General features: G+C 74.2%; 22 protein-coding genes. 10 read left to right on the top strand and 12 right to left on the bottom strand.

The features are described from left to right. Window positions 1–122: 122 nt before the first annotated feature. On the bottom strand, window positions 123–1,250 hold the full coding sequence (locus ABTY61_RS17430) for an alpha/beta hydrolase (protein ID WP_350505864.1): 1,128 nt from the start codon (window positions 1,248–1,250) through the stop codon (window positions 123–125). Window positions 1,251–1,560: 310 nt separating this feature from the next. On the opposite strand from ABTY61_RS17430, the gene ABTY61_RS17435 reads away from it, so the two are divergent. The 7 genes from ABTY61_RS17435 (at window position 1,561) to ABTY61_RS17465 (ending at window position 9,453) form a co-directional block, all read left to right on the top strand. After that, window positions 1,561–2,580, top strand: a complete 1,020-nt coding sequence (locus ABTY61_RS17435; RefSeq protein ID WP_350505865.1) for a sugar ABC transporter substrate-binding protein — start codon at window positions 1,561–1,563, stop codon at window positions 2,578–2,580. Beyond that, the gene (locus ABTY61_RS17440) at window positions 2,577–3,617 is read left to right on the top strand and encodes an ABC transporter permease (protein WP_350505866.1); all 1,041 of its coding nucleotides are present in this window, start codon (window positions 2,577–2,579) and stop codon (window positions 3,615–3,617) included. The genes ABTY61_RS17435 and ABTY61_RS17440 overlap by 4 nt, the downstream gene beginning before the upstream one ends. After that, window positions 3,614–4,489, top strand: coding sequence for an ATP-binding cassette domain-containing protein (locus ABTY61_RS17445; protein ID WP_350505867.1), 876 nt, complete (start codon window positions 3,614–3,616; stop codon window positions 4,487–4,489). The genes ABTY61_RS17440 and ABTY61_RS17445 overlap by 4 nt, the downstream gene beginning before the upstream one ends. Continuing rightward, complete coding sequence (locus ABTY61_RS17450) at window positions 4,486–5,589, top strand: ROK family glucokinase (protein WP_502895342.1); 1,104 nt, start codon at window positions 4,486–4,488, stop codon at window positions 5,587–5,589. Before ABTY61_RS17445 ends, ABTY61_RS17450 begins: the two co-directional genes overlap by 4 nt. Window positions 5,590–5,839: 250 nt before the next feature. Beyond that, window positions 5,840–7,627, top strand: a complete 1,788-nt coding sequence (ggt, locus tag ABTY61_RS17455) for a gamma-glutamyltransferase (RefSeq protein WP_350505868.1) — start codon at window positions 5,840–5,842, stop codon at window positions 7,625–7,627. A 209-nt stretch (window positions 7,628–7,836) separates the two neighbouring features. After that, window positions 7,837–8,640, top strand: coding sequence for an exodeoxyribonuclease III (locus tag ABTY61_RS17460; protein ID WP_350505869.1), 804 nt, complete (start codon window positions 7,837–7,839; stop codon window positions 8,638–8,640). A gap of 225 nt (window positions 8,641–8,865) precedes the next feature. Then, window positions 8,866–9,453 carry a hypothetical protein gene (locus ABTY61_RS17465; RefSeq protein ID WP_350505870.1) on the top strand — a complete coding sequence of 196 codons (588 nt, stop codon included), beginning with the start codon at window positions 8,866–8,868 and terminating at the stop codon, window positions 9,451–9,453. Window positions 9,454–9,567: 114 nt separating this feature from the next. Here the strand turns inward: ABTY61_RS17465 and ABTY61_RS17470 are convergent, their stop codons facing one another. Continuing rightward, complete coding sequence (locus tag ABTY61_RS17470) at window positions 9,568–10,278, bottom strand: lysoplasmalogenase (protein ID WP_350505871.1); 711 nt, start codon at window positions 10,276–10,278, stop codon at window positions 9,568–9,570. A gap of 300 nt (window positions 10,279–10,578) precedes the next feature. Here ABTY61_RS17470 and ABTY61_RS17475 point away from each other — a divergent pair, with 300 nt between their 5' ends. Further along, entirely contained in the window at window positions 10,579–12,393 is a 1,815-nt protein-coding gene (locus ABTY61_RS17475; RefSeq protein ID WP_350505872.1) for a DUF2398 family protein, read from the top strand. Window positions 12,394–12,659: 266 nt separating this feature from the next. Here the strand turns inward: ABTY61_RS17475 and ABTY61_RS17480 are convergent, their stop codons facing one another. The 7 genes from ABTY61_RS17480 to ABTY61_RS17510 form a co-directional block, all read right to left on the bottom strand. Beyond that, window positions 12,660–14,033, bottom strand: coding sequence for an FAD-dependent oxidoreductase (locus ABTY61_RS17480; RefSeq protein WP_350505873.1), 1,374 nt, complete (start codon window positions 14,031–14,033; stop codon window positions 12,660–12,662). 150 nt (window positions 14,034–14,183) lie between these two features. Next, window positions 14,184–14,363 (bottom strand): hypothetical protein, encoded by a 180-nt coding sequence (locus tag ABTY61_RS17485; RefSeq protein WP_350505874.1) that lies wholly within the window; start codon window positions 14,361–14,363, stop codon window positions 14,184–14,186. Window positions 14,364–14,505: 142 nt separating this feature from the next. Further along, window positions 14,506–16,158 carry a BCCT family transporter gene (locus ABTY61_RS17490; RefSeq protein WP_350505875.1) on the bottom strand — a complete coding sequence of 551 codons (1,653 nt, stop codon included), beginning with the start codon at window positions 16,156–16,158 and terminating at the stop codon, window positions 14,506–14,508. A gap of 147 nt (window positions 16,159–16,305) precedes the next feature. Beyond that, window positions 16,306–16,680, bottom strand: coding sequence for a MerR family transcriptional regulator (locus tag ABTY61_RS17495; protein ID WP_350505876.1), 375 nt, complete (start codon window positions 16,678–16,680; stop codon window positions 16,306–16,308). A gap of 68 nt (window positions 16,681–16,748) precedes the next feature. Further along, the gene (locus ABTY61_RS17500) at window positions 16,749–17,528 is read right to left on the bottom strand and encodes an alpha/beta fold hydrolase (protein WP_350505877.1); all 780 of its coding nucleotides are present in this window, start codon (window positions 17,526–17,528) and stop codon (window positions 16,749–16,751) included. 288 nt (window positions 17,529–17,816) lie between these two features. Then, a complete protein-coding gene (locus tag ABTY61_RS17505) occupies window positions 17,817–18,473 on the bottom strand; it encodes a TetR/AcrR family transcriptional regulator (protein ID WP_350505878.1) in 657 nt (218 codons plus the stop codon). 228 nt (window positions 18,474–18,701) lie between these two features. After that, on the bottom strand, window positions 18,702–19,616 hold the full coding sequence (locus tag ABTY61_RS17510) for an acyl-CoA thioesterase (RefSeq protein WP_350505879.1): 915 nt from the start codon (window positions 19,614–19,616) through the stop codon (window positions 18,702–18,704). Between the two features lie 248 nt (window positions 19,617–19,864). Between ABTY61_RS17510 and ABTY61_RS17515 the strand changes: the two genes are divergently transcribed. Beyond that, complete coding sequence (locus ABTY61_RS17515; RefSeq protein WP_350505880.1) at window positions 19,865–20,827, top strand: DUF389 domain-containing protein; 963 nt, start codon at window positions 19,865–19,867, stop codon at window positions 20,825–20,827. Between the two features lie 48 nt (window positions 20,828–20,875). Here ABTY61_RS17515 and ABTY61_RS17520 read toward each other — a convergent pair whose 3' ends face one another. The 3 genes from ABTY61_RS17520 to ABTY61_RS17530 all read right to left on the bottom strand — a co-directional run bounded on the left by ABTY61_RS17520 (window position 20,876) and on the right by ABTY61_RS17530 (window position 23,495). After that, window positions 20,876–22,054 (bottom strand): MBL fold metallo-hydrolase, encoded by a 1,179-nt coding sequence (locus ABTY61_RS17520; protein WP_350505997.1) that lies wholly within the window; start codon window positions 22,052–22,054, stop codon window positions 20,876–20,878. Window positions 22,055–22,421: 367 nt separating this feature from the next. Beyond that, on the bottom strand, window positions 22,422–22,874 hold the full coding sequence (locus ABTY61_RS17525) for a MaoC family dehydratase (RefSeq protein WP_350505881.1): 453 nt from the start codon (window positions 22,872–22,874) through the stop codon (window positions 22,422–22,424). Between the two features lie 102 nt (window positions 22,875–22,976). Then, a complete protein-coding gene (locus ABTY61_RS17530) occupies window positions 22,977–23,495 on the bottom strand; it encodes a pyridoxamine 5'-phosphate oxidase family protein (RefSeq protein ID WP_350505882.1) in 519 nt (172 codons plus the stop codon). Window positions 23,496–23,644: 149 nt separating this feature from the next. Between ABTY61_RS17530 and ABTY61_RS17535 the strand changes: the two genes are divergently transcribed. Next, the gene (locus ABTY61_RS17535; RefSeq protein ID WP_350505883.1) at window positions 23,645–24,496 is read left to right on the top strand and encodes a hypothetical protein; all 852 of its coding nucleotides are present in this window, start codon (window positions 23,645–23,647) and stop codon (window positions 24,494–24,496) included. Window positions 24,497–24,545 lie beyond the last annotated feature (49 nt).

A 24,545-nucleotide genomic window follows, 5' to 3' on the forward strand; every position in this document is an offset into this window, starting at 1 on the left:
GGATCAGCGAGGCCTGGAGGATGACCGCGACGGCGTACGGGATTCTGCGCACCCAGCGTCGGCGGGAGTTGCCGAGCAGCGGGGGCGAACGTTCGCGGCGGGCCCCCGGCGGTGGCGGTCGGTCACTGCACGGGGATGATCGTGGTCAGCCACTCGAAGGCGCTCGGGACCATCCGCTTCCACATGTCGGTGGTGTGCGGGCCGGTGCTCTCCTCGACCTGGACCTTGGTCGGCTCCTTGGCCGCGGCGGCGATCGCCTGGCCGTCCTCGTAGCCGTCGCCCTTGGCGCCGCTGACCAGCAGGGCGACCTTGGGCGGCTGCTGGGCGGACTTGAGGATGTTGACCGGGTTGTTCGCCTCGCGCAGCTTCGGGTCCTTGCCGACCAGCGAGTCGCCCTCGGTGGCCGGGTCGTTGTAGCCGGACATCGCGATGCCGGCGCGGTAGCGGTTGGGGTGGGCGAGCGACAGCTTGGCCGCGCAGTGGGCGCCGGCCGAGTAGCCCGCGATCGCCCAGCGGTCCGCGGACGGGTCGGCGCGGAAGTTGTCCATCACCATCTGGGGGACGTCGCGGGTGATCCAGGCGTCCGCGTTGATCTTGCCGGGGATGTCGGTGCAGCCGGCGTCCTGGTGGCTGCCGAGCAGCAGGGTGCGCGGCGAGACCAGGATGAAGGGCGCGACCTTGCCCTGCTGCATCAGCGGCTTGAGCTGCTCGGAGACCTTCAGGGTGCCGTACCAGGTGGAGGAGGAGCCCGGGTAGCCCGGGATCAGCTCGACCACCGGGAACTTCTTGTCCTTGAACGCCGGGTCGTTGTACTGCGGCGGCAGCCAGACCAGCACCTCGCCGTCGACCCCGGACACCTGGCCCTTGAGGTCGGTCTTCTGGACGTCGCCGGGCACCGCCGGGTCGTTCACGCCGCCGAACTTCTGCAGCACCTTGGGCGGCTGCTTGGCGGCGTCGCCGGGCTGGCCGTTGCCGGCCGGGTCCGCCGGCGGGACCGAGGGCACGGCCCGGACGTGGTCACCGGTGCCGAGCAGGTCGTCCCAGTTGCCGTAGATCAGGTTCGCGTTGTTGACCATCACGAAGACCATCAGGACGGCGGTGACCTGGCAGAACATGATCATGACGATCCGGGACAGGGTGCGCACCGGCTGGGGGCCGCGCACCTTCCCCCAGAAGAGCAGCGCCACCGTGATGGACACCGGCACCAGGATGACGGTGAGGATGAAGAATGGCGTACCTGTCAGTTCCATCAAGTTCTCGTATCCGGGTCGCTCGCCGCCCGGGCCCCACTCGCCCGAACGCACGTCAATGGCATCAGACGGCAGTCGACGGATGATCGGTTGCCGTCCGAATCTGTGCGGAACCTGAGAGGAACATCACGTTTCCGAGCTGTTCCCGCTTCGGGTCGGCGCCTAGTCTGTCACCCGGACGGTCGTGGTCCGGACCAGATGTTCAGCGAACTTCCAGGAAGGTCCCCCGGGGCACCTTACCTGCCGCGCCGATCGCACTGCCGGGCGAGGCGGTGCGATCCCGCGCGGCCGGGCCAGAGAGACTATGGGGATGAGCACTACCCGCTTTCGCCCGTCCCGCCGCTTCTGGCCCGTGTGCGCCGTCCTGGCCCTCGCGGTCACCGCGGCCGGTTGCAGCAGTACCGGAGGCAGACGCGCCGAGGAGGCCCGCGCCAAGGCCGCGGCCGCCGGCGGCAGCGCCGTGACCACCCCGCGCTGGAAGGTCGCCATGGTGACCCACGCCGGTGCCGGCGACGCCTTCTGGGACAGCGTGCGCAAGGGCGCGGAGCAGGCCGCCGCCAAGGACAACATCACCTTCCTGTACTCCAACGACGCGCAGACCCAGAACCAGGTCCAGCTCGTCCAGGCCGCCATCGACCAGAAGGTCGACGGCCTGCTGGTCACCCTCGCCAAGGGCGACGCGATGGCCGACGTCCTCGGCAAGGCCAAGGCGGCCGGCATCCCCGTGATCACGATCAACTCCGGTCAGGAGTTCTCGGCGAAGTTCGGCGCGCTGACCCACATCGGCCAGGACGAGTCCTCGGCCGGTCAGGCGGCCGGCGCCGAGCTGGCCTCGCGCGGCCGCAAGAACGTGCTGTGCGTGATCCACGAGCAGGGCAACGTCGGCCAGGAGCAGCGCTGCTCGGGCGCCCAGGCCAAGGCCGGCGGCGGCTTCCAGGTGCTGTACGTCAACGGCGTCGACATGCCCGACGCCCGGGCGTCGATCTCCGCCAAGCTCCAGGCCGACCCCTCCATCGACACCGTGCTCACCCTCTCCGGCCCGATGGCCGCCACCGGACTGCAGGCCGTCCAGGACGCCCACCGCGGCGTGGAGCTGGACACCTTCGACCTGGGACCGCAGGTGGTCGCCGGGCTCAAGTCCGGCAGCGTCGGCTTCGCCGTCGACCAGCAGCCCTACCTCCAGGGCTACGAGGGCGTGGACCTGCTCTGGCTGTACAAGTCCAACCTGGACATGCTCGGCGGCGGAAAGCCCGTCGCGACCGGCCCGCAGATCCTGACCAAGGACAACGCCGACGCGCTCGCCGAGTACGTGGCGAGGGGGACCAGGTGAGCGGCTCGACCACCCCGGACCTGCTCGTCCAGGACCGTCCGGCCGCCCTGCGGCGCCTGCTCGCCCGCCCGGAGCTCGGCTCGCTGATCGCCGCCGTCGCGGTGTTCGCGGTCTTCGCCGCCGCGGCCGAACCCTTCCTGCGGGTCTCCTCGCTGGGCACCGTGCTCTACGCGGCGTCCACCATCGGGATCATGGCCGTGCCGGTCTCGCTGCTGATGATCGGCGGCGAGTTCGACCTGTCGGCCGGCGTGCTGGTCACCACCGCCGCGCTGACCTCCTCGATGGTCTCGTACCAGTTCACCGCCGTCACCTGGGTCGGCGTCCTGGTCTCGCTGGCCACCACGCTGGCGATCGGCGGGTTCAACGGCTGGATGCTCGGCCGCACCAGGCTGCCCAGCTTCATCGTCACCCTGGGCACCTTCCTGATGCTGACCGGCGCCAACCTGGGCGTCACCAAGGCGGTCTCCGGGACGGTCTCCACCAAGTCGATCTCGGACATGCAGGGCTACCAGACCTGCCGCTGGCTGTTCGCCTCCGAGGTGAACATCGGCGGGCTGACGGTCAAGGCCACCGTCTGGTGGTGGCTCGGCCTGCTGGCGATCGGCAGCTGGGTGCTGCTGCGCACCCGCTTCGGCAACTGGGTCTTCGCCGTCGGCGGCGACGCGGCCGCCGCCCGCGCGGTCGGCGTGCCGGTCGCCCGGACCAAGACGGTGCTCTACCTGGGCGTCGGCTTCGGCGCCTGGGTGCTCGGCCAGCACCTGCTGTTCTCCTTCGACACCGTGCAGTCCGGCGAGGGCGTCGGCAACGAGCTGATCTACATCGTCGCGGCCGTGATCGGCGGCTGCCTGATCACCGGCGGCTACGGCTCGGTGGCCGGCTCCGCGCTCGGCGCGCTGATCTTCGGCATGGCCAGCAAGGGGATCATCTACGCCCAGTGGAACCCGGACTGGTTCAAGTTCTTCCTCGGCGCGATGCTGCTGCTGGCCGCGCTGCTCAACGCCTACGTCAAGCGCCGGGCGGAACGGGGTCCGCGATGAACGACGAACTCCGCTCCGGTACGGAGCTGCTGGCGCTGGAGGGCGTCGGCAAGACCTACGGGACGGTCCGCGCGCTGCAGGACGTCTCGCTGACCCTGCGGGCCGGCGAGATCAGCTGCGTCCTGGGCGACAACGGGGCCGGCAAGTCCACCCTGATCAAGATCATCTCTGGGCTGCACCGGCACGACGAGGGCGTCTACACCGTCGGCGGCGAGGAGGTCCGGCTCGACTCCCCGCGCCAGGCCCTCGACCGCGGCATCGCCACCGTCTACCAGGACCTCGCCGTCGTCCCGCTGATGCCGGTGTGGCGCAACTTCTTCCTCGGCTCCGAGCGGGGCACCCGCCGCTGGGGCGGCCTGCGGCTGGACGCCGAGGGCATGCGCGCCACCACCCGCGAGGCGCTCGCGCGGATGGGCATCGACCTGCACGACGTCGACCGGCCGATCGGCACCCTCTCCGGTGGGCAGCGCCAGTGCGTGGCCATCGCCCGTGCCGTGCACTTCGGGGCCAAGGTGCTCATCCTGGACGAGCCGACCGCGGCGCTCGGCGTCAAGCAGTCCGGGGTGGTGCTCAAGTACGTCACCGCGGCCCGCGACGCCGGGCTCGGGGTCGTCCTGATCACCCACAACCCGCACCACGCCTACCTGGTCGGCGACCACTTCACCCTGCTGAAGCGGGGGCGGATGGCCGGCAGCCACCCGCGCGCCGAGATCAGCCTCGAACAGCTCACCACCGAGATGGCCGGCGGCTCCGACCTCGCCGAGCTCTCGCACGAGCTGGCCCGTCCGTCCGTCCCCGGCACCACCGAGCCCGGCACCACCGGACCCGGCACCACCGAACCCGACTCCCGTGAGGAGCGTCCGAAGCCGTGAACAGCCCCCAAGGCAGCACTCGGCCGGCCGTCCTGCCGACCCTGCTCGGCCTCGGCCCGCGCGCCGAGCGCCGCCGCCGCGCCCTGCCCGCGGGCATACTGCGGCTGCCCACCATCGGCGTCGACATCGGCGGCACCAAGGTGGTCGCCGGGGTCGTCGACGGCGAGGGGAAGGTGCTGGAGAAGCTCCGCACCGACACCCCGCACAAGAGCAGGAGCGCCAAGGTCGTCGAGGACGTGATCGTCGAGCTGGTGCTCCAGCTCGCCGACCGGCACGACGTCCACGCGGTCGGCATCGGCGCGGCCGGCTGGGTCGACGCCGACCGCTCCCGGGTGCTCTTCGCCCCGCACCTCAACTGGCGCAACGAGCCGCTCCAGCAGGCGCTCAGCGAGCGGCTGCGGTTCCCGGTGATCGTGGAGAACGACGCCAACGCGGCGGCCTGGGCCGAGTGGCGCTTCGGCGCCGGGCGCGGCGAGGACCACATGGTGATGCTCACCCTGGGCACCGGCATCGGCGGCGCGGTCGTCCGGGACGGCTACGTCGACCGCGGCAAGTACGGCCTGGCGGGCGAGTTCGGGCACATGCAGGTGGTGCCCGGCGGTCACCGCTGCCCGTGCGGCAACCGCGGCTGCTGGGAGCAGTACTCCTCCGGCAACGCCCTGGTGCGGGACGCGCGGGAGCTGGTCGCCGAGGAGTCGCCGGTGGTTCAGCCGCTGCTCGCCCGGGCGGGCGGCACGGTCGAGGGCATCACCGGGCCGCTGGTCACCGAGGCCGCCCGGGAGGGCGACCCGACCGCCACCGAGCTGCTCTACGAGGTCGGCACCTGGCTCGGGGTCGGCATCGCCAACCTGGCCGCCGGCCTCGACCCGGGGCGCTTCGTCATCGGCGGTGGCGTCTCCGAGGCCGGCGACCTGCTGCTCGGCCCGGCCCGGGACACCTTCCGCCGCACCCTGACCGGCCGCGGCTTCCGGCCCGAGGCCAGCATCGTCCACGCGGCCCTCGGCAACGAGGCGGGGCTGGTCGGCGCCGCGGACCTGGCGCGGCAGGTCGCGCGGCGGTTCCGCACCATCAAGCGGCGGCGGGTGGAGCGCGCGCTGTAGGGGCGGGGCGGGTGACGGCCTTCGGCGAACGGGTTTCAGCGAACAGATAACAGATGACGTTATCTGTTCGCTGAAATCTGAAAGCTGAAAGTTGAAATCTGTCAGCTGTCACCCGTCGGCCGTCATTCGCCGCACTCACCCCTCCGTCCCCTCCGTCACGTCAACTACCCGTTGGTAGCTGTGCGGTGTGGTTGTCGGAGTCATGCCTCCTGTGGAACAACTGAGGTGACGTCGACTCAGGAGGACTCGGATGAGGGCTCTGACCCGCTTAGCGCCACCACTGCTGCTCGCCACCGCACTGGTCTGGGCCACCACCGGGCCCGCCGGGGCCGCGGCACCGCCGCCCAAGGCGCCGGAGGCGGTGGGCTGGGGCGGGGCGGTGGCCTCCGTGGACGCCGATGCCACCGCCGCCGGGATCGAGGTGCTGCGCAAGGGCGGGAACGCCGTGGACGCGGCCGTGGCCGCCGCCGCGGCGCTCGGCGTGACCGAGCCCTACTCCTCCGGAATCGGCGGCGGCGGTTACTTCGTCTACTACGACCACGCCACCGGCCGGGTGCACACCATCGACGGCCGCGAGACGGCCGGCCGCACCGCCGACAGCGGACTGTTCCTGGAGGGCGGCAAGCCGCTCGCCTTCGCCGACGCCGTCACCAGCGGACTGTCCGTCGGCGTCCCCGGCACCCCCGCCACCTGGGACTCCGCGCTGCGCCAGTGGGGCACCCGCTCGCTCGCGCAGAACCTCGAACCCGCCGAGCGGATCGCCGAGGACGGCTTCGTCGTCGACGGCACCTTCCGCGGCCAGACCTCCGACAACTACAGCCGGTTCAAGGACTTCCCGGCCACCGCCAAGATCTTCCTGCCGAACGGCAAGCTCCCCGAGGTGGGCTCCGTCCTGCGCAACCCCGACCTCGCCGCGACCTACAAGCTGCTCGCCAAGGACGGCGTGAAGGCCTTCTACCAGGGCGAGTTGGCGCAGGACATCGCCAACACCGTGCAGCACCCGCCGGTTGACCCGGCCTCCGGCCGCAACGCCCGTCCCGGGAAGGTCGACACCGCCGACCTGGCCGCCTACCAGGTCCGCCGCCAGGCGCCCACCCACGTCGCCTACCGCGACTACGACGTCTACTCGATGGCCCCGTCCAGCTCCGGCGGCACCACCGTCGGCGAGGCGCTGCACATCCTGGAGGACGGCGACCTCTCCGGCTACAGCGGCACGCAGTACTACCACCACTTCCTGGAGGCCTCCCGTATCGCCTTCGCCGACCGCAACCGCTGGGTCGGCGACCCGGCCTTCGGCGACGTCCCGACCAAGCAGCTGCTGTCCGAGCGCTACGCCGCCTCCCGGGCCTGCCTGATCAGCCCCGACCACGCGCTCACCAGCCCGCTCGCCCCCGGCGACCCGCGCCACCCGGCCGACTGCGCCGACACCGGCCAGGCCCTCCCCGAGCCGTACGAGGGCCCCAACACCACCCACCTGACGGTGGCGGACCGCTGGGGCAACATCGTCTCCTACACCCTCACCATCGAGCAGACCGGCGGCAGCGGCATCACCGTCCCCGGCCGGGGCTTCCTGCTCAACAACGAGCTGACCGACTTCGACTTCACCCCGCTCGCCGCCGGCGTCCCCGACCCCAACCTGCCCGGTCCGGGCAAGCGGCCGCGCTCCTCGATGTCCCCGACCATCGTGCTGCGCGACGGCGAGCCGCTGCTGGCCACCGGCAGCCCCGGCGGCGCGACCATCATCACCACCACCCTCCAGGTGCTGCTCGGCCGCCTCGACCGGGGGCTGAGCCTGGAGCAGGCCATCGCCGCGCCGCGCGCCAGCCAGCGCAACAGCGCCGTCACCCAGGCCGAGCCGGGCTTCCTGGCACTGCCGGAGCGGAGCGCGCTGGAGGCCCTCGGGCACCGGTTCGCCGACGGCGGCGAGATCGGCGCCGCCACCGGCGTGGAACGGCTGCCGGACGGCCGCTGGGTGGCCGCCGCCGAACCGGTACGGCGCGGCGGCGGCTCGGCCGCGGTGGTGCGCCCCGCGGGCTGACACCCAGCGGGCCGGAGCGCCGGGGCCTTGCGCCCCGCGGGCCGGGGCACCGACCCGCCCGGCCGGGTCGTCGGTCGGGCCGGGGCGCCGGTCGGGCCGGGGCGCCGGTCGGGCCGGGTTGTCGGTGCCGGGCGGTATGTTCGGGGTGGGCCTCCCCCGGGGGCCCACCCCCGTCCGCACCGACCGAACCACCGGGAAGGCCGCCCGCCGTGACCGTCCGCATCGCCACCTGGAACATCAACTCCGTCACCGCCCGGCTGCCCAAGCTCCTGGAGTGGCTGGAGAGCGCCAAGCCCGACGTGCTCTGCCTCCAGGAGCTCAAGTGCGCGGCCGACGCCTTCCCGTACGAGGAGGTCCGCGAGCTCGGCTACGAGACGGCCGCGCACGGCACCGGCCGGTGGAACGGCGTCGCCATCGTCTCCCGGCTCGGCCTGGACGACGTCGTACGCGGCCTGCCCGGCCAGCCCGGGTACCTGGCCGACGGCGCCCTGCTGCCCGACGTCGAGCCGCGCGCCATCGCCGCCACCTGCGGCCCGGTCCGGGTCTGGTCGGTCTACGTGCCCAACGGCCGCGAGGTCGACCACCCGCACTACCACTACAAGCTGGAGTGGCTGGAGGCCCTGCGCAAGGCCTCCGCCGAGGACGCGGCCGGCCCCCGCCCGTTCGCCGTCCTCGGGGACTTCAACATCGCCCCCACCGACGCGGACGTCTACGACGTCGCCGCCTTCGAGGGCCTCACCCACGTCACCCCGGTCGAGCGCGCCGCGCTGGAGGCCCTCGGCGAGATCGGCCTGCACGACGTGGTGCCGCGCCCGCTGAAGTACGACCACCCGTACACCTACTGGGACTACCGCCAGCTGGCGTTCCCGAAGAACCGAGGCATGCGGATCGACCTCACCTACGCCAACAAGCCCTTCGCCGACGCCGTCACCGACAGCTACGTGGACCGCGAGGCCCGCAAGGGCAAGGGGACCTCGGACCACGCCCCGGTCGTGGTCGACCTGGACCTCTGACCGGCTCCGGGCGGTGGCCCCGCGCGGCGGCGACACCGGCGGCGACACCGACGGTGGTGACACCGAGTGACGGTTACACCGGGTGACGGCCCGTCGCCCGAACGGTCCTGAGCGGTGGCCGGGCCCGCCGGGCCTCCCTACCGTCGGTGAATGACCGGGTGCGGTTGACACACCACGTGGACATGGGAGTCCCCGGCCGCGCCCGAGAATCCCGGAGGTTCCGGCATGCGCTCCACGCGTACGGCGGCCGCCGCCCTGATCGGCGCGACGGTGCTGACCGGTCTGACGGCCCCCCTCGCAGCGGCCAGGGACGGCGCGGCCTCGGTCAGCCCGTCCCAGGCCGCACCGGGCCAGACCGTGACGGTCACGGTCTCCTGCGAGAAGTCGGACAAGCCCGACGCCAAGACCATCACCGCCCACTCCGCCGCCTTCGAGGGCGGCCCCGCGACCCTCACCCTGGGCGCCGACGGCAAGCACAGTGGCTCCGCCCGGCTGGCCTCCCAGCACAACGGGGACAGCAGGGTCGACGGCACCTGTCCGGACGGCGGCGCCTTCTCCACCACCGTCACGGTCTCCACGGTGACCGCGAGCGGTCCGGACAAGGGCCTCGGCGACTGGGGCAAGGCCGCGGGGGAGTGGGCCGGCTCGCTCGGCCAGTCCGGCGCCGGCAGTCAGCAGGTGGCCCCGCACGGAGCGGTGAAGACCGGCCTCGGCGGCTCGGTCGCGGCGAACCCGGCGGAGCTGGCCGGAGGGCTGGCCCTGGTCGCGGGCGGCGTCGGCGGCTTCTGGCTGCTCCGGAGGCGCAGTGCCTGAAGGCCCCGCCCGCCCCGCACGCGCGCGCCGCGCCGCCGGACCCTGAGCGGGGTCGGCGGTGCGGCGGTGCGACGGTGTGTCGGTGGACGGCCGGTGCGGCCGCCCGGCGGTGCGTCAGAGGGCCGCGCGCTCCTGCCGCTCCTCGTGCTGGAGGAGGCCGCTGGCCAGCAGGTACTGGGCCAGCACGTACGTCGCCATGATCCAGAACTGATGCCCCGGCAGCTCGCGCCACTTCGCCAGCTGGGTGGCGATCAGCGTGTCGGAGAGCAGGAACAGCGCCCCGCCCAGCCCGGTCCGCCAACCCAGCCCGGCCGCGGTGACCGCCGTCGAGGCGAGCAGCAGGCTGTAGCCGGCCACCGGGGCCTTGAGGTCCCCGAGGTCCGGCCAGAGCTGACCGATCATGCCCGCCCACGCCGCCGCGTACGCGGCCGCGACCACCAGCGCGCGCCGTCGGTCGGTGAACGCCCCGCGCTGGACGAACATCGTGACGTAGCAGACGTGCGCGGCCGCGAACGAGCCCATCCCGGCCAGGAACGCGGTGTCGTCCTTCAACTGCAGCAGCACGTCCCCGCCTGCGCTCGCCAGCAGCGCCGGGGCCAGCAGCTTCGGGGCCTCGCGCTCGGCCCGGGCCGCCGCCGCCGTGCTGTGTGCCGCCAGCAGCGGCATCAGGGCCGGCTTGGTGGCGTTCCGCAGCACCGAGGACCCGGACAGGATCGAGCCCAGGTGCACCGCCGAGGTGGCCGCGAAGCCGCCGAGCAGGCCGGTGGCCGAACGCAGGCGCCCGCCGAGGCCGGTGGCGCGGGTGATGGTCGTGCTGATGCTCATGCGCCCGCCTCGCTGCGCTCGGCAGGGGCGTTCGCCCCTGCGCACCTCTTCATGATTCGTTCGCTGCGCTCGCTCATTCGGCGCGTGCCTCCGGGGTGGGCGGGATTCACAGACCTTAGGGACCGGGCGAAGCCGGGAAGGACAGGTTACCGGTGCGTAACCCGGTCCGGGCGCGGCGGCTGACGGCGCGGCCGGGAGAGCGGAGCGTCGGCGGCCGCTTCCAGGGCTCCTGCGGAGACTTCCTCAGGAGGGCGGTTGCTGCCACCGGGTGAGCGGTCACCGTCTACGCTGGACCCCGACATGGAGCAGCAGGAGTACGCGGTCGGCGCCACCCGGGTGGCCGCCGGCAGGCCGGACGGACGCACGGGCGGGGCAGGGCGGGGAACCGCCGCCGCCGTCCTCGCCGTACGCGGACCCGAAGCCGCCGTCACAGCCGGCGCCGCTGCCGAACCCGACGCCGCCGCCGACACCGAGAGCGCCGCCGGGCCCGCTGCCGGCGCCACCGGGCCCGCCGACCCGGCCGATGCCGTGGGCGGGAGCCGTGCTGACGGCCCGCAGGAAGTGGCCCAAGGGCTCTCGCCCGACCCGGGCCTGCTGCGGCTCGCCCACTGGTTCGCCGCCGCCACCCCCGCCGACGCCGACGACCTCTGCGCCGCCTCCTTCGGCCTCTACCCCGCCCGCCACCTCGGCGCCGCCGCCGAGCCCGGCGACCCCGCCGTCAGCTGGTGGCACGGCCCGACCGCCCACGCCGCCTCCGCCCCGCGCGCCCGCGAGGCGCGCGCCGACGGCGGCCTGCGGCGCGCCCGGCGCGACGCCGCCGCGCTGCCCGTCGTCCGGTCGGGCGCCAAGCCCGGCAGGCCCGGCCGGCACCGCAGGCCGGAACGCTCCCGGGCCCTCCCGGAGCTGCCCTGCGACCTACCCGACCCCGTGGTCGTGGAACTCCCGGACGCCGAACGCCGCATCGCCGCCCGGCTGCTGCTCGCCCACCCGCTGGTCACCGCCTCCGGCCCGCACGCCGACGGCTTCCCGCTGATCCGCCGTCACCGCGACTGGCTCACCGAACGCTTCGACACCCTGCTCGGCTACCGTCTGGTCGTTGGCCCCTGGCACGCCCGGCTGTGCAAGGCCGGTCTCGGCCCCGGCGCCGCCCGTCGCCTCGAACACCCGGTCACCGGCGCCCCGTTCACCCCGGCCGACTACGCCCAGCTCACCCTCGCCCTGGCTCTGCTCGTCGACGCGCCCGAGCAACTCCCGTACGGGCAGCTGCTCGACGCGATGCGGGCCGCCGCACCCGAGCTCGCACCCGGGTGCGCAGCCGAGCTCGCGGCTGGGGCCGCGACGCCCCCGGACCGCGCGGCCCCCGGGATGGCGCTCGCCGCGCTGGCCGAGTGGCAGGTCCTCGGCGACCTGCCGGCCGACCCCGCCGACACCGCCTTCGTGCTGACCGTCGACCGCGAACTCGCCCGCGCCGTCCCGGCCGGCCCGCCCGCGCTCGCCGACGACGCCGCCGACCTCATCCGCCGCGCCGCCGAGGCCGAACCCGCCACCGCCGTGCGGCGCCTGCTCGCCGAGACGCCCGTGGTCCTCGCCGCCGACCTCCCCGAGGACCGGCGCGCCTGGCTGCACGAGCACCGGCTCAGCGGCCCGGCCGCCCTCGCGGAGTTCCTCGGACTGGAGGCCGAACTGCGGGCCGAGGGCGTCGCCCTGCTCGACCCGGCCGCCGAACTCACCGACCTCGCCCTCCCCGGCACCGGCACCCTCGCCCAGGCCACCCTGCTGCTGGTCGAACGCCTGGTCGAGGAGGTCCGGCCGCTGCCCGGCGAGGCCGCGGACGGCGACGTCCCGATCGCCGACGCGCTGATAGACGGCCTGCTCGGCGACATCGCCGACGACCACGACCTCCCCGCCCGCTACCTCGCCGACCGCACCGCCCTGCGCCGCGACGCCCTCGACCTCCTCCACCGCCTCGGCCTGATCACCCCCACCCCCCGCACCACCTGGCTGCTCCGGCCCCCGGCCGCCCGCTACGCCCCGGCCCCCGACCTCCACCCCACTCCCGGCACCGGCCGCCACTCCCGCCCCGCCACCCCGCCCCGCGACGGCACTCGGGCGTAGGGGCACTCCCGTGGCCGGGGGTTCGACGACGGACCCCAGGGGCCCGAGCCCCGACCTCCACTCCACCCCGACCTCCACTCCGCCCCCGGCCGCCGCTCCCGCCCCGTGAGGGCACTCGGACGTAGGGGGCGCCGGGCCCCCTCCCGGCCCGCCGGGTGCCGGGCCGGGTGCGTCGGGTCGCCGACTCCCGCTCGCACCAGCGGCCTTGGGTCCGCCCCGCTCCCCGCTGACCAGGGTCGGGCGACACCTGGGCGGCGGGCCGGGGGTCAGGCCGGGATGAGGGCGGTCCATTGGGCGCGGGTGGGGCCGTCGTGGTCGGGGGTGAAGTCGGGGTGGGCGGCCAGCCAGGCGGTGAGGTGGCGGTCGACCTCCTCACTCCCGTAGGCGTCGTCGGGGGTGCGGACGAGGTGGCGCACGTGGGCGCGGGCGCGCATGACGACCGGGTCGTCGAAGGCGCAGGCGGCGAGGGCGGCGGCTCGACGGTCGGGGAGGGCCGAACTGTCCAGGAGTCGCTGCTCGTTGGCGCGGTCGGCGGTCACCTGGGCGTCGAACCAGGGGCGCAGGGTCCGGGCCGCCCAGTCGTGGTAGCCGGTGGGGTCGGCGGCGACCTGGTCGGCGTGGCCGGCGAGGTGCTGGGCGGCGCGCAGGCCGAGGGCGACGCCGTGGCCGAGGGTGGGGTTGGTGTGGACGAGGCTGTCGCCGGCGTTGACCAGGCCGGTGACGACGGGGCCGGCGTCGTCGGCGAGGGAGGTCCAGCGGTTGTCCAGGCCGGCCATCGCCAGGACGGGCGAGCGGGGTTCGGGGTCGAGGTCGAGCCAGGCGGCGCAGGCGGGGAAACGGCGCAGGACGGCCTCGAACACGTCGGGGTCGAGGAGTGCGCTGCGGGTCGGGTCGCCGGTGGAGAGCACCATGCTCAGCGCGAAGGTGTCGTTGTCGGAGGGGAAGACGCCGGCGAGGGCGAACGCGGCGGCCGAGCCGGTCTTCACCCGCCCGGGGTCGCGCGGGCCGTCGGCGCGCAGGCGGTACCAGCGGCACAGGTAGGTGATGCCGGTGCGGTGGCTCTCGACGACGGGCGGGCGGCAGCCGGCGGCGGCCAGCCAGGCGGGTACCGGTGAGCGGCGGCCGGCGGCGTCGACGACGAGGTCGGCCGGGTGGGTCTCGTTGTCGACCCGCAGTCCGGTGACCCGGGGCGGTCGGCCCTCCTCGAGGGTGAGGGCGCCGACCCGCCGGCCCAGCCGTACCTCGACGCCGGGTTCCCGCCGTACGGCCTCGGTCAGGGCGGCTTCCAGCACGATGCGGCGGGTGCGCAGGGTGATCAGTTCCTCGTCGCCGTCGCGGTGCGGCGGGTGCCGGTCGAACCAGTCGAAGTCGTGGTACTCCCGGGCGCCGCGGGCCAGCAGGTCGGTGTAGACGTCGGGGGCCTCGGCGCGCAGCACCGTGCGCACGGGGGCGAGGAAGGAGTGGGGCTGGTCGGCCTGGGGGACCCGGGGGCGCTTCCAGTGGAAGAAGTCCTGGTCGGGGTCGGTTCCGGACTGCCGGGTGTCCTGTTCGAACAGGGTGACCGGATGTCCCCTCCGGCCGAGCATGAGGGCCGTTCCCAGCCCGCTGATCCCGCCACCGATGATTGCAACCCGAGCCACTGCATCCCCTTCGCGTCGTGTTGCAGAACGATCATAGGGCTTACCGATCTTCGCCTTGACATGCCCCCCACCCCACTCCGGTACGGCGCCGGAAAGGCGAAAGCACCGCGTCCTGAGCCGGACGGCGGTGCTGGGGGCGGGACCGGTCGGTTACTTGCTCGCGCTGGCGGTGGCGAGCGGGCCGTGCTGGACGGTCTCCACGGTGGCGCCCACGCCGAGGGTGCCGAGGGCGATGGAGGCGAGGACGGCGATGCAGGCGAGGAGGCGGCGGTGGCGCTGGGGGAGCGGGAAGCGCGGTTCCTGGTAGGGCGCCTGAGGGCTGGCGTTCATGACAGGGAGGCTCCCAGTGCGGTGTGAACGGTCGGTACGCGCGGGTGAAGTCCGGACGGGGATCGGGCGTCGGTTGGCCGCATACGCCCCACCGGACGGCCGGGCGGGGCGTATGCGCTGGTCAGCGCGGGGCCCAGCGGGCTCAGCGGCCCCGGCCGCGCTCCGCGAGGGCTTCGCCCACCGCGACCCGGACGGCGTCCCGCAGGCCGTGGGCGGGGTGGAAGCGGGAGGGTCCGGCGGCCGGGTCCTCGCGGAGTTCCTTCACCAGGGAGACGCACAGCAGCAGCATCACCACGACGAAGGGCAGGGCGACCAGGATGGTGGCGTTCTGCAGCGCGGTGAGCCCGCCGGCCAGCAGCAGCGCGGCGGCGACCCCGCCCATCAGCACGCCCCAGACCACCACCAGCGGGGTGCGCGGGTGCAGCGAGCCGCGGCTGGAGAGCGAGCCGAGCACCAGGGAGGCGGAGTCGGCGCTGGTGATGAAGAAGGTCATCACCAGCAGCACCGCGATCACGCTGGTGACCGAGCCGAGCGGCAGCGAGCGCAGCATCTCGAACAGCGAGGCCTCGGCGCCGCGCGGGATGGTCGCGACCAGGTCGGCGGCGCCCGTACCGACCAGCCGGATCGCGGTGCCGCCCATGACGCAGAACCAGATCACCGTCGCCCCGCTGGGCACCAGCAGCACGCCGAGCAGGAACTGCCGGATGGTGCGGCCGCGCGAGATGCGGGCGATGAAGGTGCCGACGAAGGGCGCCCAGGAGAGCCACCAGGCCCAGTAGAAGATCGTCCAGGAGCCGAGCCAGCTCTCGTCGGTGAAGGCGCCGGTCTGGGTGGACATGGCGAGCAGGTCGGAGAGGTAGCCGCCGACGGTGGCCGGGACCGAGTCCAGCGCGAAGACCGTCGGCCCGAACACGAAGACGAAGGCCATGATCAGCGAGGCCAGCACCACGTTCGCGGTGGAGAGCCACTTGACGCCCTTGTGGACGCCGGAGAAGGCGGAGAGCACGAAGGCGGCGGTCAGCGAGCCGATGATGACGAGCTGGGCGTTCTGGGTGTTGCGGACGGAGGTGATGTACCCGAGGCCGTCGGCGACCTGGAGGGCGCCGAGCCCGAGGCTGGTCGCGGAGCCGAAGACGGTGGCGAAGACGGCCAGCAGGTCGATGGTGCGCCCGGCCCAGCCGTCCGCGCCGCGCTGCCCGATCAGCGGGACGAAGGCGGCGGAGATCCGGTTGCCACGGCCCTTGCGGAAGGTGGTGTAGGCGAGGGCGAGGCCGCCGACCGCGTAGATCGCCCAGGGGTGCAGGGTCCAGTGGAAGAGCGAGAACTCCAGCGCCTGCTGGGCGGCGGCCGCGCTCTGCGCTTCGAGGCCGGAGCCGGGCTGCGGGGCGGCGAACAGTTGCAGGGGCTCGCCGACGCCGTAGAACATCAGGCCGATGCCCATGCCGGCGCTGAACATCATGGCGACCCAGGCGAGGGTGGAGAACTCGGGTTCGTCGTCGTCGCGGCCGAGCCGGATCCGGCCGAAGCGGCTGAACGCGAGCAGCACGGTGAGGGCGAGGAACACGTCGGCGGCCACCACGAACAACCAGCCGAAGTTGTGCAGGACCCAGCCGAGCGCGGTGCTGGAGGCACGGCCGAGCGACTCGTCGGCGAACACGCCCCAGGCGACCACCGCCAGCACCAGGACGGCGCTGATGCCGAACACCGCCCGGTCGGTGGGGAGGGTGGCGGCGGGTTCGCCGGGCCCGTCGGGCTCCTTCACACGAGGGGAGGGCTGCGGCGGCTGGCTGCTCATCGGGGGCCTCTCGACATACTCGGAATACGGGGATTCAAGATGTATGTCGCACTATGTCCAGTCGGCGGCGCGAGTGCCGGGAGGGCGCGCCGGGCAGGCGGACGGTGGGGGCCTTCGACCCGAGGGGGCGTGCGGACCTGCGTCCCGTCAGGCCGCCTGCTCCTCCTCGCTCGGGGCGTGCGCGGTCGCGAGGTAGTGGGAGAGCACCCGGCGGCTGCGGCTGAGGTCGTCGATCCGGGCGTCCAGGTCGGCGAGTTCGCCGCGCAGGGTGGCGAGCAGGCTCGGGCAGGCCGTCAGCGCGGGGGCCGGACCGGTGGCGCAGGGCAGGATCCCGGCGATGACCCGGGTGGGCAGGCCGGCCGCGAGCAGGCTGCGGATCTGCCACACCCGGACGGTGTCCTCCTCCTGGTACTCGCGGTAGCCGGCCGGGGTGCGGGCGGGCTGGAGCAGCCCCTGCTCCTCGTAGTAGCGGAGCAGCCGGGCGGACACCCCGGTCAGGCGGGCGAGTTCTCCGATGCGCATGACCGGGCCAACGCGGGGCGGGACGGGGGTGTTCCCGGAGCCGGACCGCGACGCGTCCCCCGCGCTGCTCAGCCCGTCACGAACTCCAGCACGGCCGCGCGCAGTTGGGGCAGCGCCTCGACCATCGGCAGGTGCCCGCTGGGCAGTTCGACATAGCGCGCGCCGGGGATGCCCGCGGCCAGCAGGCGGTGCTGGGCCGGCTGGACGAGCATGTCCTCGGCGGCCCCGACGACCAGGGTGGGCACGGTGATCGAGGCCAGCTCGGCGCGCACGTCGGTACGGGCGGCGAGCCGGAACTGCTGCGGGAACCCGGCCGGCAGCGGGGACTCGAGCCCCGCCCGCAGCGCCGCGAGCCGGTCGGCGGGCAGCGCGTCCACCCAGCTGTGGCCGAGGACGACGGTGAGCATCAGGTCGGCGAGCTCGGCCGGCCGGTCGCGCAGCCGGACCATCAGTTCGGACAGCGCGCTCTGCCGCGCCGATCCGCCCGCCAGGCCCGCGATCAGCAGCAGCGAGCGGACCCGCCCGGGGTGGCGGGTGGCGATCCGGACGGCCACGGCGGCGCCCAGCGAGAAGCCGGCCAGGTCGAAGGTGTCGAGGCCCTCCTCGTCGGCGGCGGCGACCAGCCGGTCGGCGTACTCGTCCAGGGTGGGCTCGCCGGGCTCGTACGGGCTGTCGCCGGAGCCCGGGTAGTCGGGGGCGACGACGGTGCGGTGCGCGGCGAGGTCGGGCAGCAGCGGGCCCCAGTTGTCCCGGGCGCTCCCGCCGGCGCCGTGCGCGAGCAGCAGGCCGGGGCCGGAGCCCTGGACGATCCGGGCGAGCGGGGCGAAGGCGGAGGTGGTGGACGACACGGGGGCTCCTCGGGTTCGGTGCGGCGGGGCTTGTTCCGACACCGGGAACGCTAGGAGTTCACACCGGTGGGAAGGTCAAGGCCTGGGCCGGCGCGAACCCCCGCCCGCCGCCGTGGTCACGGAACGCGCCGGAACCCCTGCGCCGGGAGACGCGGCGGCATCCGGACGGTGCCGTCCGGATGCCGCCGCGCTCCTCCGGGGCGCCCGCGTGCCCGCGTCGGCCGCGCCGGTGTTCGCCCGGGCCGGGCGGCCGCCGAGGAGGTGCTCAGCCGTCCGGGCCGCCCCGGCTCAGCCGGTGGAGGTGGACCGGACCTCGTACGGGGCCGGGTAGTGGGTCTCGTACGGGGTCAGCACCAGCCGCACCACGTCCTCCAGCCGCCGGCGGGCGTCCCCGAGGGTGGTGCGGCCGGTCACCCAGGCCGTCAGCTCACCCTGCCAGGCGTGCGCCACGATGTGCCGCACCAGGTCGCTGGCCGACGCCGGCACCTCGGCCGTCACCGCCTGGAGGGCGGCGCTGTCGGCCCGGGCCATGCCTTGCAGGGCCTCGCTGGCGAAGGGGTCGGTGGAGGCGGCGACGGCGACCCGCAGCCGGGCCAGCTCGGGTTGGCGCTGGTAGGCCCGCATCCCGCCGCGGACGAACCGGACGGCCCGGTCGGTGGCCCCCAGCCCGGCGCGCGGTCCCCGCAGCTCGGCCACCAGGTCCGCCAGCAGCAGGCGGTGCCACTCGGCGATCGCCGCCGCCAGCAGGTGGTCCTTGGAGGAGAAGTAGCGGTACGCCGTCCCCAGGGCTACTCCGGACCGCTCGCACACCTGCTTCATCTGCAGCCGCTCGACGCCGATCTCGTTCACCAGGGCGAGGGCGGCCGCGATCAGGCTTTCGCGGCGTTCGAGCTGACGCGGAGACATCGCCTCCACCGGCCGTGGTGACAGGTCAACCTTGGTCACCCGCACCATGATACGGGCCGGGACCGCTCAGGAGTATGACGCCGACCGGCCCCCTTCCGTTCGCCCGGCGGTCACCGCGGTCCTCCCGGGCGCGCGCCGGGGCGTCCGGCGGCCTGCAGGTGGTCTTCACCGGCGGGTCCCGGCGGGTCCCGGCGGGCCCCGGCGGTCGTCGGCGGTCGTCGGCGGCCGTTGGGGCGCCGGGTGGGCGGGTCCGGGGGCGGGTCCGGCTCAGGGCATCCTGCGGATCAGCGCCTCCTGGACGGCCGAGGCCACCAGCCGGCCGTCCCGGTCGTAGAACTCGCCGAGCGACAGGCCGCGGCCGTCCGAGGCGGAGGGGCTGCGCTGGGCGAACAGCAGCCAGTCGTCGGCCCGGAACGGGCGGTGGAACCACATCGCGTGGTCCAGCGAGGTCATCAGCAGCCGGGACGGCCCGGTGCGCTGGAAGAAGTTCGGCTGCTCGTGCAGCCCGGCCGTGGAGGCCAGGGTGAGGTCGGACAGGTAGGTGAGCGCGCAGCTGTGCAGCAGCGGGTCGGTGTCCGGCAGCCGGCCGGTGATGCGCAGCCAGACGAACTGCTGCGGCATCCCGGGGACGTCCGGCGGCAGGCCGGGGGCGTCCGGCGGCACGAAGCGCAGTTCGAGGCCGCGGAAGCCGTTGGAGGCCTTGACCGAGGTGCGCAGCCCCTCGTCCGAGTGCGAGAAGGCGTCCGGCAGGGTCTCCGGGGCGGGCAGCGGCGGCACCTCGCGCTGGCGGTCGCCGCCGGTGGCCGGTTCGGGGCGCTTGAAGGAGGCGGTGAGGTTGAAGATCTCCTTCCGGTCCTGCACCGCCCGGACCCGGCGGGTGGCGTAGGTGAAGCCCTCGCGCAGCCGGTCGACGTGGTACTCGATCGGCCGGGTCGGGTCGCCGGGCAGCAGGAAGTAGCCGTGCAGCGAGTGCACCGCGCGCTCCGTGGCACTGGTGCGTCCGGCGGCGGCGAGGGCCTGGGCGGCGACGTGGCCGCCGAAGGCGCGCATCGGGGCACCGGCGTGGCAATGGCCCCGAAACGTGTTCTCGTCCAGCTGCTCGATCTCCAGCAGTTCGGCGAACGGGGCGGCCGGGCCGGGGGCCTGATCGGCCGGTCGCTGCTCTTCTCTCAGGTCGGTCACCGGCCCATAGTGGCAGAAGGCAACCGTGCGGCGGTGTGACCTGGGTAACGCCTGGCTCGGGTAGAACGTGTTTCATTACGGTGTGCGGTCGAGGGGCTGTCGGACCCGTCACCCAGCGTGCTGCGCATGATGCGATCCGCGCAGGCGTACGCCTGTCTGCGGCCGTCGGCCGTCCTGGACACCGCCGCGTGGCCGGGCGGGCCCTAGGGTGGGCGGATCCGTTCCGTCCGCCTCGCACCGGAGTGCCCGTGCTGCACCTTCGTCTGATCGTTCCGCCCGACCTGCGCGAGCCGGTGCTCGGCTGCCTGGACGACGCGGTCGGGGTCACCCACGTGGTGGTCCTGCCGGACGCGGCCGTCCGGCCCGCCGGGGACGTGGTGCTGTGCGACGTGGCCCGGGAGGCGCTGGACGAGGTACTGGGCGCGCTGCGCGGGACGGGTCTGGTCGAGTGCGGGGCGATCGACGTCTCGGCGCTCGAACTGTCCCTCTCGGCGGCTGCCGACGAGGCCGAACGGCTGGCCCCGGGGGAGGGGGCCGACGCGCTGGTATGGGAGTCGGTCTCCGAGATCACCCACGAGGAGTCCACCCTCACCTGGGTGTTCCTGGCCTTCCTCACCGTCGCCACCATGCTGGCCGCCTGCGGCTCGGTGCTGGACAGTGCCATCCTGATCGTCGGCGCGATGGCGGTGGGCCCTGAGTTCGGGCCGCTGGCCGGGCTCTGCGTGGCCCTCGTCCAGCGGCGGACGCGCCCGGCGCTGCGCTCGCTGAACGCCCTGGTGACGGGCTTCCTGGTGGCGATGGCGCTGACCGTCTGCTTCGGGCTGCTGATGGACGCTCTGGGACTGTTCTCGGAGGCCGCGTTCGAGGCCGCGCGACCGAACACCTCGTTCATCTGGCAACCCGACGCGACCTCCTTCGTGGTCGCCTTCCTGGCCGGCATCGCCGGGCTGCTCTCGCTGACCTCCGCGAAGGCGGGCACCCTGGTGGGCGTCGCGATCTCGGTCACCACCGTGCCCGCCGCCGCCAACGCGGCGGTGGCGCTGGGGTACGGCAAGGTCGATCAGTTCTGGGGCTCCAGCGTGCAGTTGCTGCTGAACCTGCTGGGGATCGTGCTGGCCGGGGTGCTCACCCTGCTGGTGCAGGAGGCGGGTTGGGCGGTGATCCGCCGTCGGCGGCGGGCCGGGGCGGGCCGGGTCACCGTGGACGGGTGACAGCGAACAGATGACAGCGAACAGATAACAGCAAACAGATAACAGATTTCAGCGAACAGAGTTTGAAATCTGTTCGCTGAAGCCCGTTGCCTGTTCCCGGACCTCCGTCCGCTCCGCGACCAGCGGCTCGATGCCGCGCGGCCTGGCCGCGACGGCGCGCCACCACAGCCGAAGCGCCGGTGGGTCGGCGGGTTCGAAGGGCTTGCCGGGGCGGGGCACCGCCAGGTGGGCGCCGAGCGCCTGGGCGGCGGTGACGACGCGTTCGGCGGGCTCCTCCCAGGGGTGGACCGCCAGGTTGAAGGTGCACCAGTGGATCGGCAGCAGCAGCTCGCCGCCCAGGTCCAGGTGCGCCCGGACGCCCTCCTCGGGGGTCATGTGCACCTCGGGCCAGAACTCGCTGTACGCGCCGACCTGCATCATCGTCGCGTCGAACGGGCCGAGCCGGCGGCCGATCTCCGCGAAGCCGGGGAAGTAGCCGGTGTCCCCGCTGTGGAAGATCCGGTGCCCGCCGCCCGCGATCACCCAGGACGCCCAGAGGAACAGCGCGCTGGTGCGCGGGCCGCGGCTGCAGTAGTGCCGGGCGGGCGTGGCGGTCAGGGTCAGCCCGGCGACCTCGGCCGACTCCCACCAGTCCAGCTCGACGATCCGCCCGGTCGGCACGCCCCAGTGCTCCAGGTGCGCCCCGACCCCGAGCGGTACGGCGAACACCGCGTCGCCGCCGGTCAGGGCCCGCACGGTGCGCATGTCGAGGTGGTCGTAGTGGTCGTGCGAGATCACCACCACGTCCACCGGCCCGAGTTCGGACAGGGGCAGCGGCACCGGGTGCAGCCGCTTGGGGCCGGTCCAGCCGAACGGGGAGCAGCGCTCGCCCCAGACCGGGTCGATCAGGACGCGTCGTCCGCCGATCTCGGCGAGCACGGTGGCGTGTCCCAGCCAGGTGAGCCGCAGTCCGGAGGCCGGCGGAGCGGCGAGGTCGACCGGGAGCAGCCGGTGCACCGGTACGGCGGCGGCGGGCGCGCGGCGGGTCTTGTCCCCGCTCAGCTGGGCGAGGGTGATCTCCAGCGGGCTCCGCTCGTAGACCAGGCGCCGGGTCGGCACCGGGTTGCGGAAGGCGCCGTCGGCGAACTGGGGCGAGCGGTGGATCCGGGCCAGCCGCTCGCCCCGGGGGTCGGCCCCGAAGGCGTCGGTGCGGACCCGGTGCCAGGCGGCGCGCGGCAGCCCGGCCAGGCCGGGGACGGTGCGGTCCGGGGTGTCGCGGCCGAGCGCGGCGCGGTCGGCGTCCGGTGCGGTGGGGGGCGGCGCGAACTGTGAGGTCAGACCGGCGAGGCGGGAGAACCACGGAACGGGGCGGGGCACGGCTCCTCCAGGGACGGTCACGGCTACCGGGCAGGCCGGGGGGCGTACCCCGGCGGCGCAGGAGGCCACTGGGGTACGACAACCATCTCGTCGGACGTTACTCGCCGTGGGCCGTTCGGACCCGGTGGGGAGCCCGGTGCGGTCCAATCGGCGTACCCGGTGCCCGCCCGGGCACTGCCCCGGTCGCCGCCCGCGCCCCGCGCCCCCTGCCAGGCCGCCCGGCGGCCGCCTGCCGGTCCTACGCGTAGAAGCGGGTGATCGCCTCCGCGACGCAGTGCGGCTTGCTGCTCCGCTCGCTGGTGATGGTGAAGCGCACCACCGCCTGGACCCCGCCCGGTACCTCGGTGGCCGAGAGCAGCTCGGCGGTGGCCCGGATCGCCGTGCCCACCGGCACCGGGGCCGGGAACCGCACCTTGTCCGAGCCGTAGTTGAGCGCCATCCGCACGCCCTCGACGCCGTAGCACTCCTTGGCCAGCACCGGGATCATCGACTGGGTCAGGTAGCCGTGCGCGATGGTCGAGCCGAACTGGCTCTCCTTCGCCCGCTCCGGGTCGACGTGGATCCACTGGTGGTCCCCGGTCGCCTCGGCGAACAGGTCGATCTTCCGCTGGTCTATGGTGTGCCACTCGCTGGTGCCCAGCTCGGTGCCGACGGCGGCGGTCAGCTCGGCGAGGGAGGCGAAGGTCGTCACGGTGCGCTCCTGGTGGGGGACGGGCCCCGGGGAGGGGTCAGGACGCGGGAAGCGTATGCCTACCCGCCGGTACCTGTCAGGAGCGGAGCACGAAACCCGAGCTCAGGGCCGCAGCAGCGGCCGCCCCGTCGAGTCCGGTCCCGGCGAGCCCAACCCCGGCGAGCCCAACCCCGGCGAGTCCTGCGTCGGCGAGCCCGCCCCCGGGGCGCCCCACCCGGCCGGGAACAGCCGACGGCCGCTCACCAGTTCCGGCACCAGGGCGATGAACAGCGGTTCGGGATCCCCCACCCACGGCCGCAGCCCGGAGCGCAGCACCCGCCGCACCTGTGCGGGCTCGCTGACCGCGTCGGCCCGTCCGTGCACCAGCACGCTCCACCCGGTGCGGGTGACCGGGTCCAGCTGGTCCGCCTGGAAGGCCACCACCGTGCCGTCAAGCCCGCGCGCGGTGGCACTTCCCCGGCGTACGGCGAGCACCAGCCGCCCGTCCAGGACCTCGAAGGAGACCGGCAGGACGGCCGGCAGCGCGTGCTCGGTGTACACCACGCGCCCGACGGGCACGGTGCTGAGCAGCCGCAGGCACTCGGCCTCGCTCAGGGTCTCCACACGGTCCTCACGCTCCATGCGTCCGATCGTCCTCGGTCGGCGCGGGCGTCGATAGGGCCCATGGTCCCTGGGCGGACGGGCCGGGAGCCCCGTCGGCGCCCGCCCGGAGCGGTAGCCTGCCCCGCGGCGGGATCGGTGGAGGGGTGGGCGCAGGAGGGGGCGGACGGATGGCCGGCGGAGTCGATCTGGTGGTGATCGGGGCGGACGGCGGGCCCGACCGGGCCTATGGCGGGTCGGCGCACGCCCCGGCGGGCGCCAGGCTGTTGGCCGAGGTGCTGCCCGGGATGTGCTTCGACACCGGTGCCGCGGGCTGCCGGGTGACGGCCGTCGCACCGGACGCGGACGCCAACGCGATGCTGACGGCGGTGCGGGACGCCGCCCAGCACCCCGGCCGCTGGCTGGTGGTCTGCCTGGTCGGCCAGTTGGTGGCCGACCCGCGCGGGCGCCGGCTCGCCCTGGTCACCCGGGGCAGCACCCCCGACAACGCCTACCGCCGCGGCCTGGCCTGGGACTGGGTGGTCAGCGCGATGGTGCACGGGGACCAGGAGGAGGCGCTGCTGCTGGTCGACGCGGTGGCCGACCGCGATACCTGGACGGCGCTGGAGCGCTCCGGCGAGGACAGCGCGGGCGAGCTGCTCAGCTACTCCAGGGTCCCGCTGTGGGGCCGGATCGGCCGCTACGCCCCGGGCAGACGCGGCCGGGACGCCGTACTGCCGGGCGAGGAGGGCTCGTTCAGCCGGGCGCTCACCGCCGTCCTGCGGCAGGGCGTCCCGGGGGCCCCGGCGGCGGTCGCCCCGCTGGACCTCCAGCCCGCCGTCGCCGGGTTGCTGGACGGGGGTGATCCGCCCGGTAGTTCGGGTGCGCCGGGCGCGCGCCTGCTCGTTCCGCCGCACGGCGGGCGCCTGTTGATGCGCAATCGGGCCGCTGTCCGGGGCGCATTGGCCGGATTGTCGCTTTCCGAAGAACTGTTGGCCGTTCTGTGGCGGGAAAACGCCCCGACGGAACCGCCTTCCGCGTAAGGTCAGGGGGCCTGAGGTGTTGCCGTGATGGGGTGGGTTGGCGAAGAAT

The organism is Kitasatospora sp. NPDC096128 (assembly GCF_040303105.1).
In the GTDB taxonomy this organism is placed as follows: domain Bacteria; phylum Actinomycetota; class Actinomycetes; order Streptomycetales; family Streptomycetaceae; genus Kitasatospora.

Bases quoted from the DNA above. Each gene is read 5' to 3' on its own strand.
- ABTY61_RS17470 (WP_350505871.1), bottom strand. From the start codon at position 10,278: ATGAGCATCAGCACGACCATCACCCGCGCCACCGGCCTCGGCGGGCGC.
- ABTY61_RS17475 (WP_350505872.1), top strand. From the start codon at position 10,579: ATGGAGCAGCAGGAGTACGCGGTCGGCGCCACCCGGGTGGCCGCCGGC.
- ABTY61_RS17445 (WP_350505867.1), top strand. From the start codon at position 3,614: ATGAACGACGAACTCCGCTCCGGTACGGAGCTGCTGGCGCTGGAGGGC.
- ABTY61_RS17435 (WP_350505865.1), top strand. From the start codon at position 1,561: ATGAGCACTACCCGCTTTCGCCCGTCCCGCCGCTTCTGGCCCGTGTGC.
- ABTY61_RS17535 (WP_350505883.1), top strand. From the start codon at position 23,645: ATGGCCGGCGGAGTCGATCTGGTGGTGATCGGGGCGGACGGCGGGCCC.
- ABTY61_RS17495 (WP_350505876.1), bottom strand. From the start codon at position 16,680: ATGCGCATCGGAGAACTCGCCCGCCTGACCGGGGTGTCCGCCCGGCTG.
- ABTY61_RS17485 (WP_350505874.1), bottom strand. From the start codon at position 14,363: ATGAACGCCAGCCCTCAGGCGCCCTACCAGGAACCGCGCTTCCCGCTC.
- ABTY61_RS17430 (WP_350505864.1), bottom strand. From the start codon at position 1,250: ATGGAACTGACAGGTACGCCATTCTTCATCCTCACCGTCATCCTGGTG.
- ABTY61_RS17490 (WP_350505875.1), bottom strand. From the start codon at position 16,158: ATGAGCAGCCAGCCGCCGCAGCCCTCCCCTCGTGTGAAGGAGCCCGAC.
- ABTY61_RS17530 (WP_350505882.1), bottom strand. From the start codon at position 23,495: ATGGAGCGTGAGGACCGTGTGGAGACCCTGAGCGAGGCCGAGTGCCTG.
- ggt (WP_350505868.1), top strand. From the start codon at position 5,840: ATGAGGGCTCTGACCCGCTTAGCGCCACCACTGCTGCTCGCCACCGCA.
- ABTY61_RS17465 (WP_350505870.1), top strand. From the start codon at position 8,866: ATGCGCTCCACGCGTACGGCGGCCGCCGCCCTGATCGGCGCGACGGTG.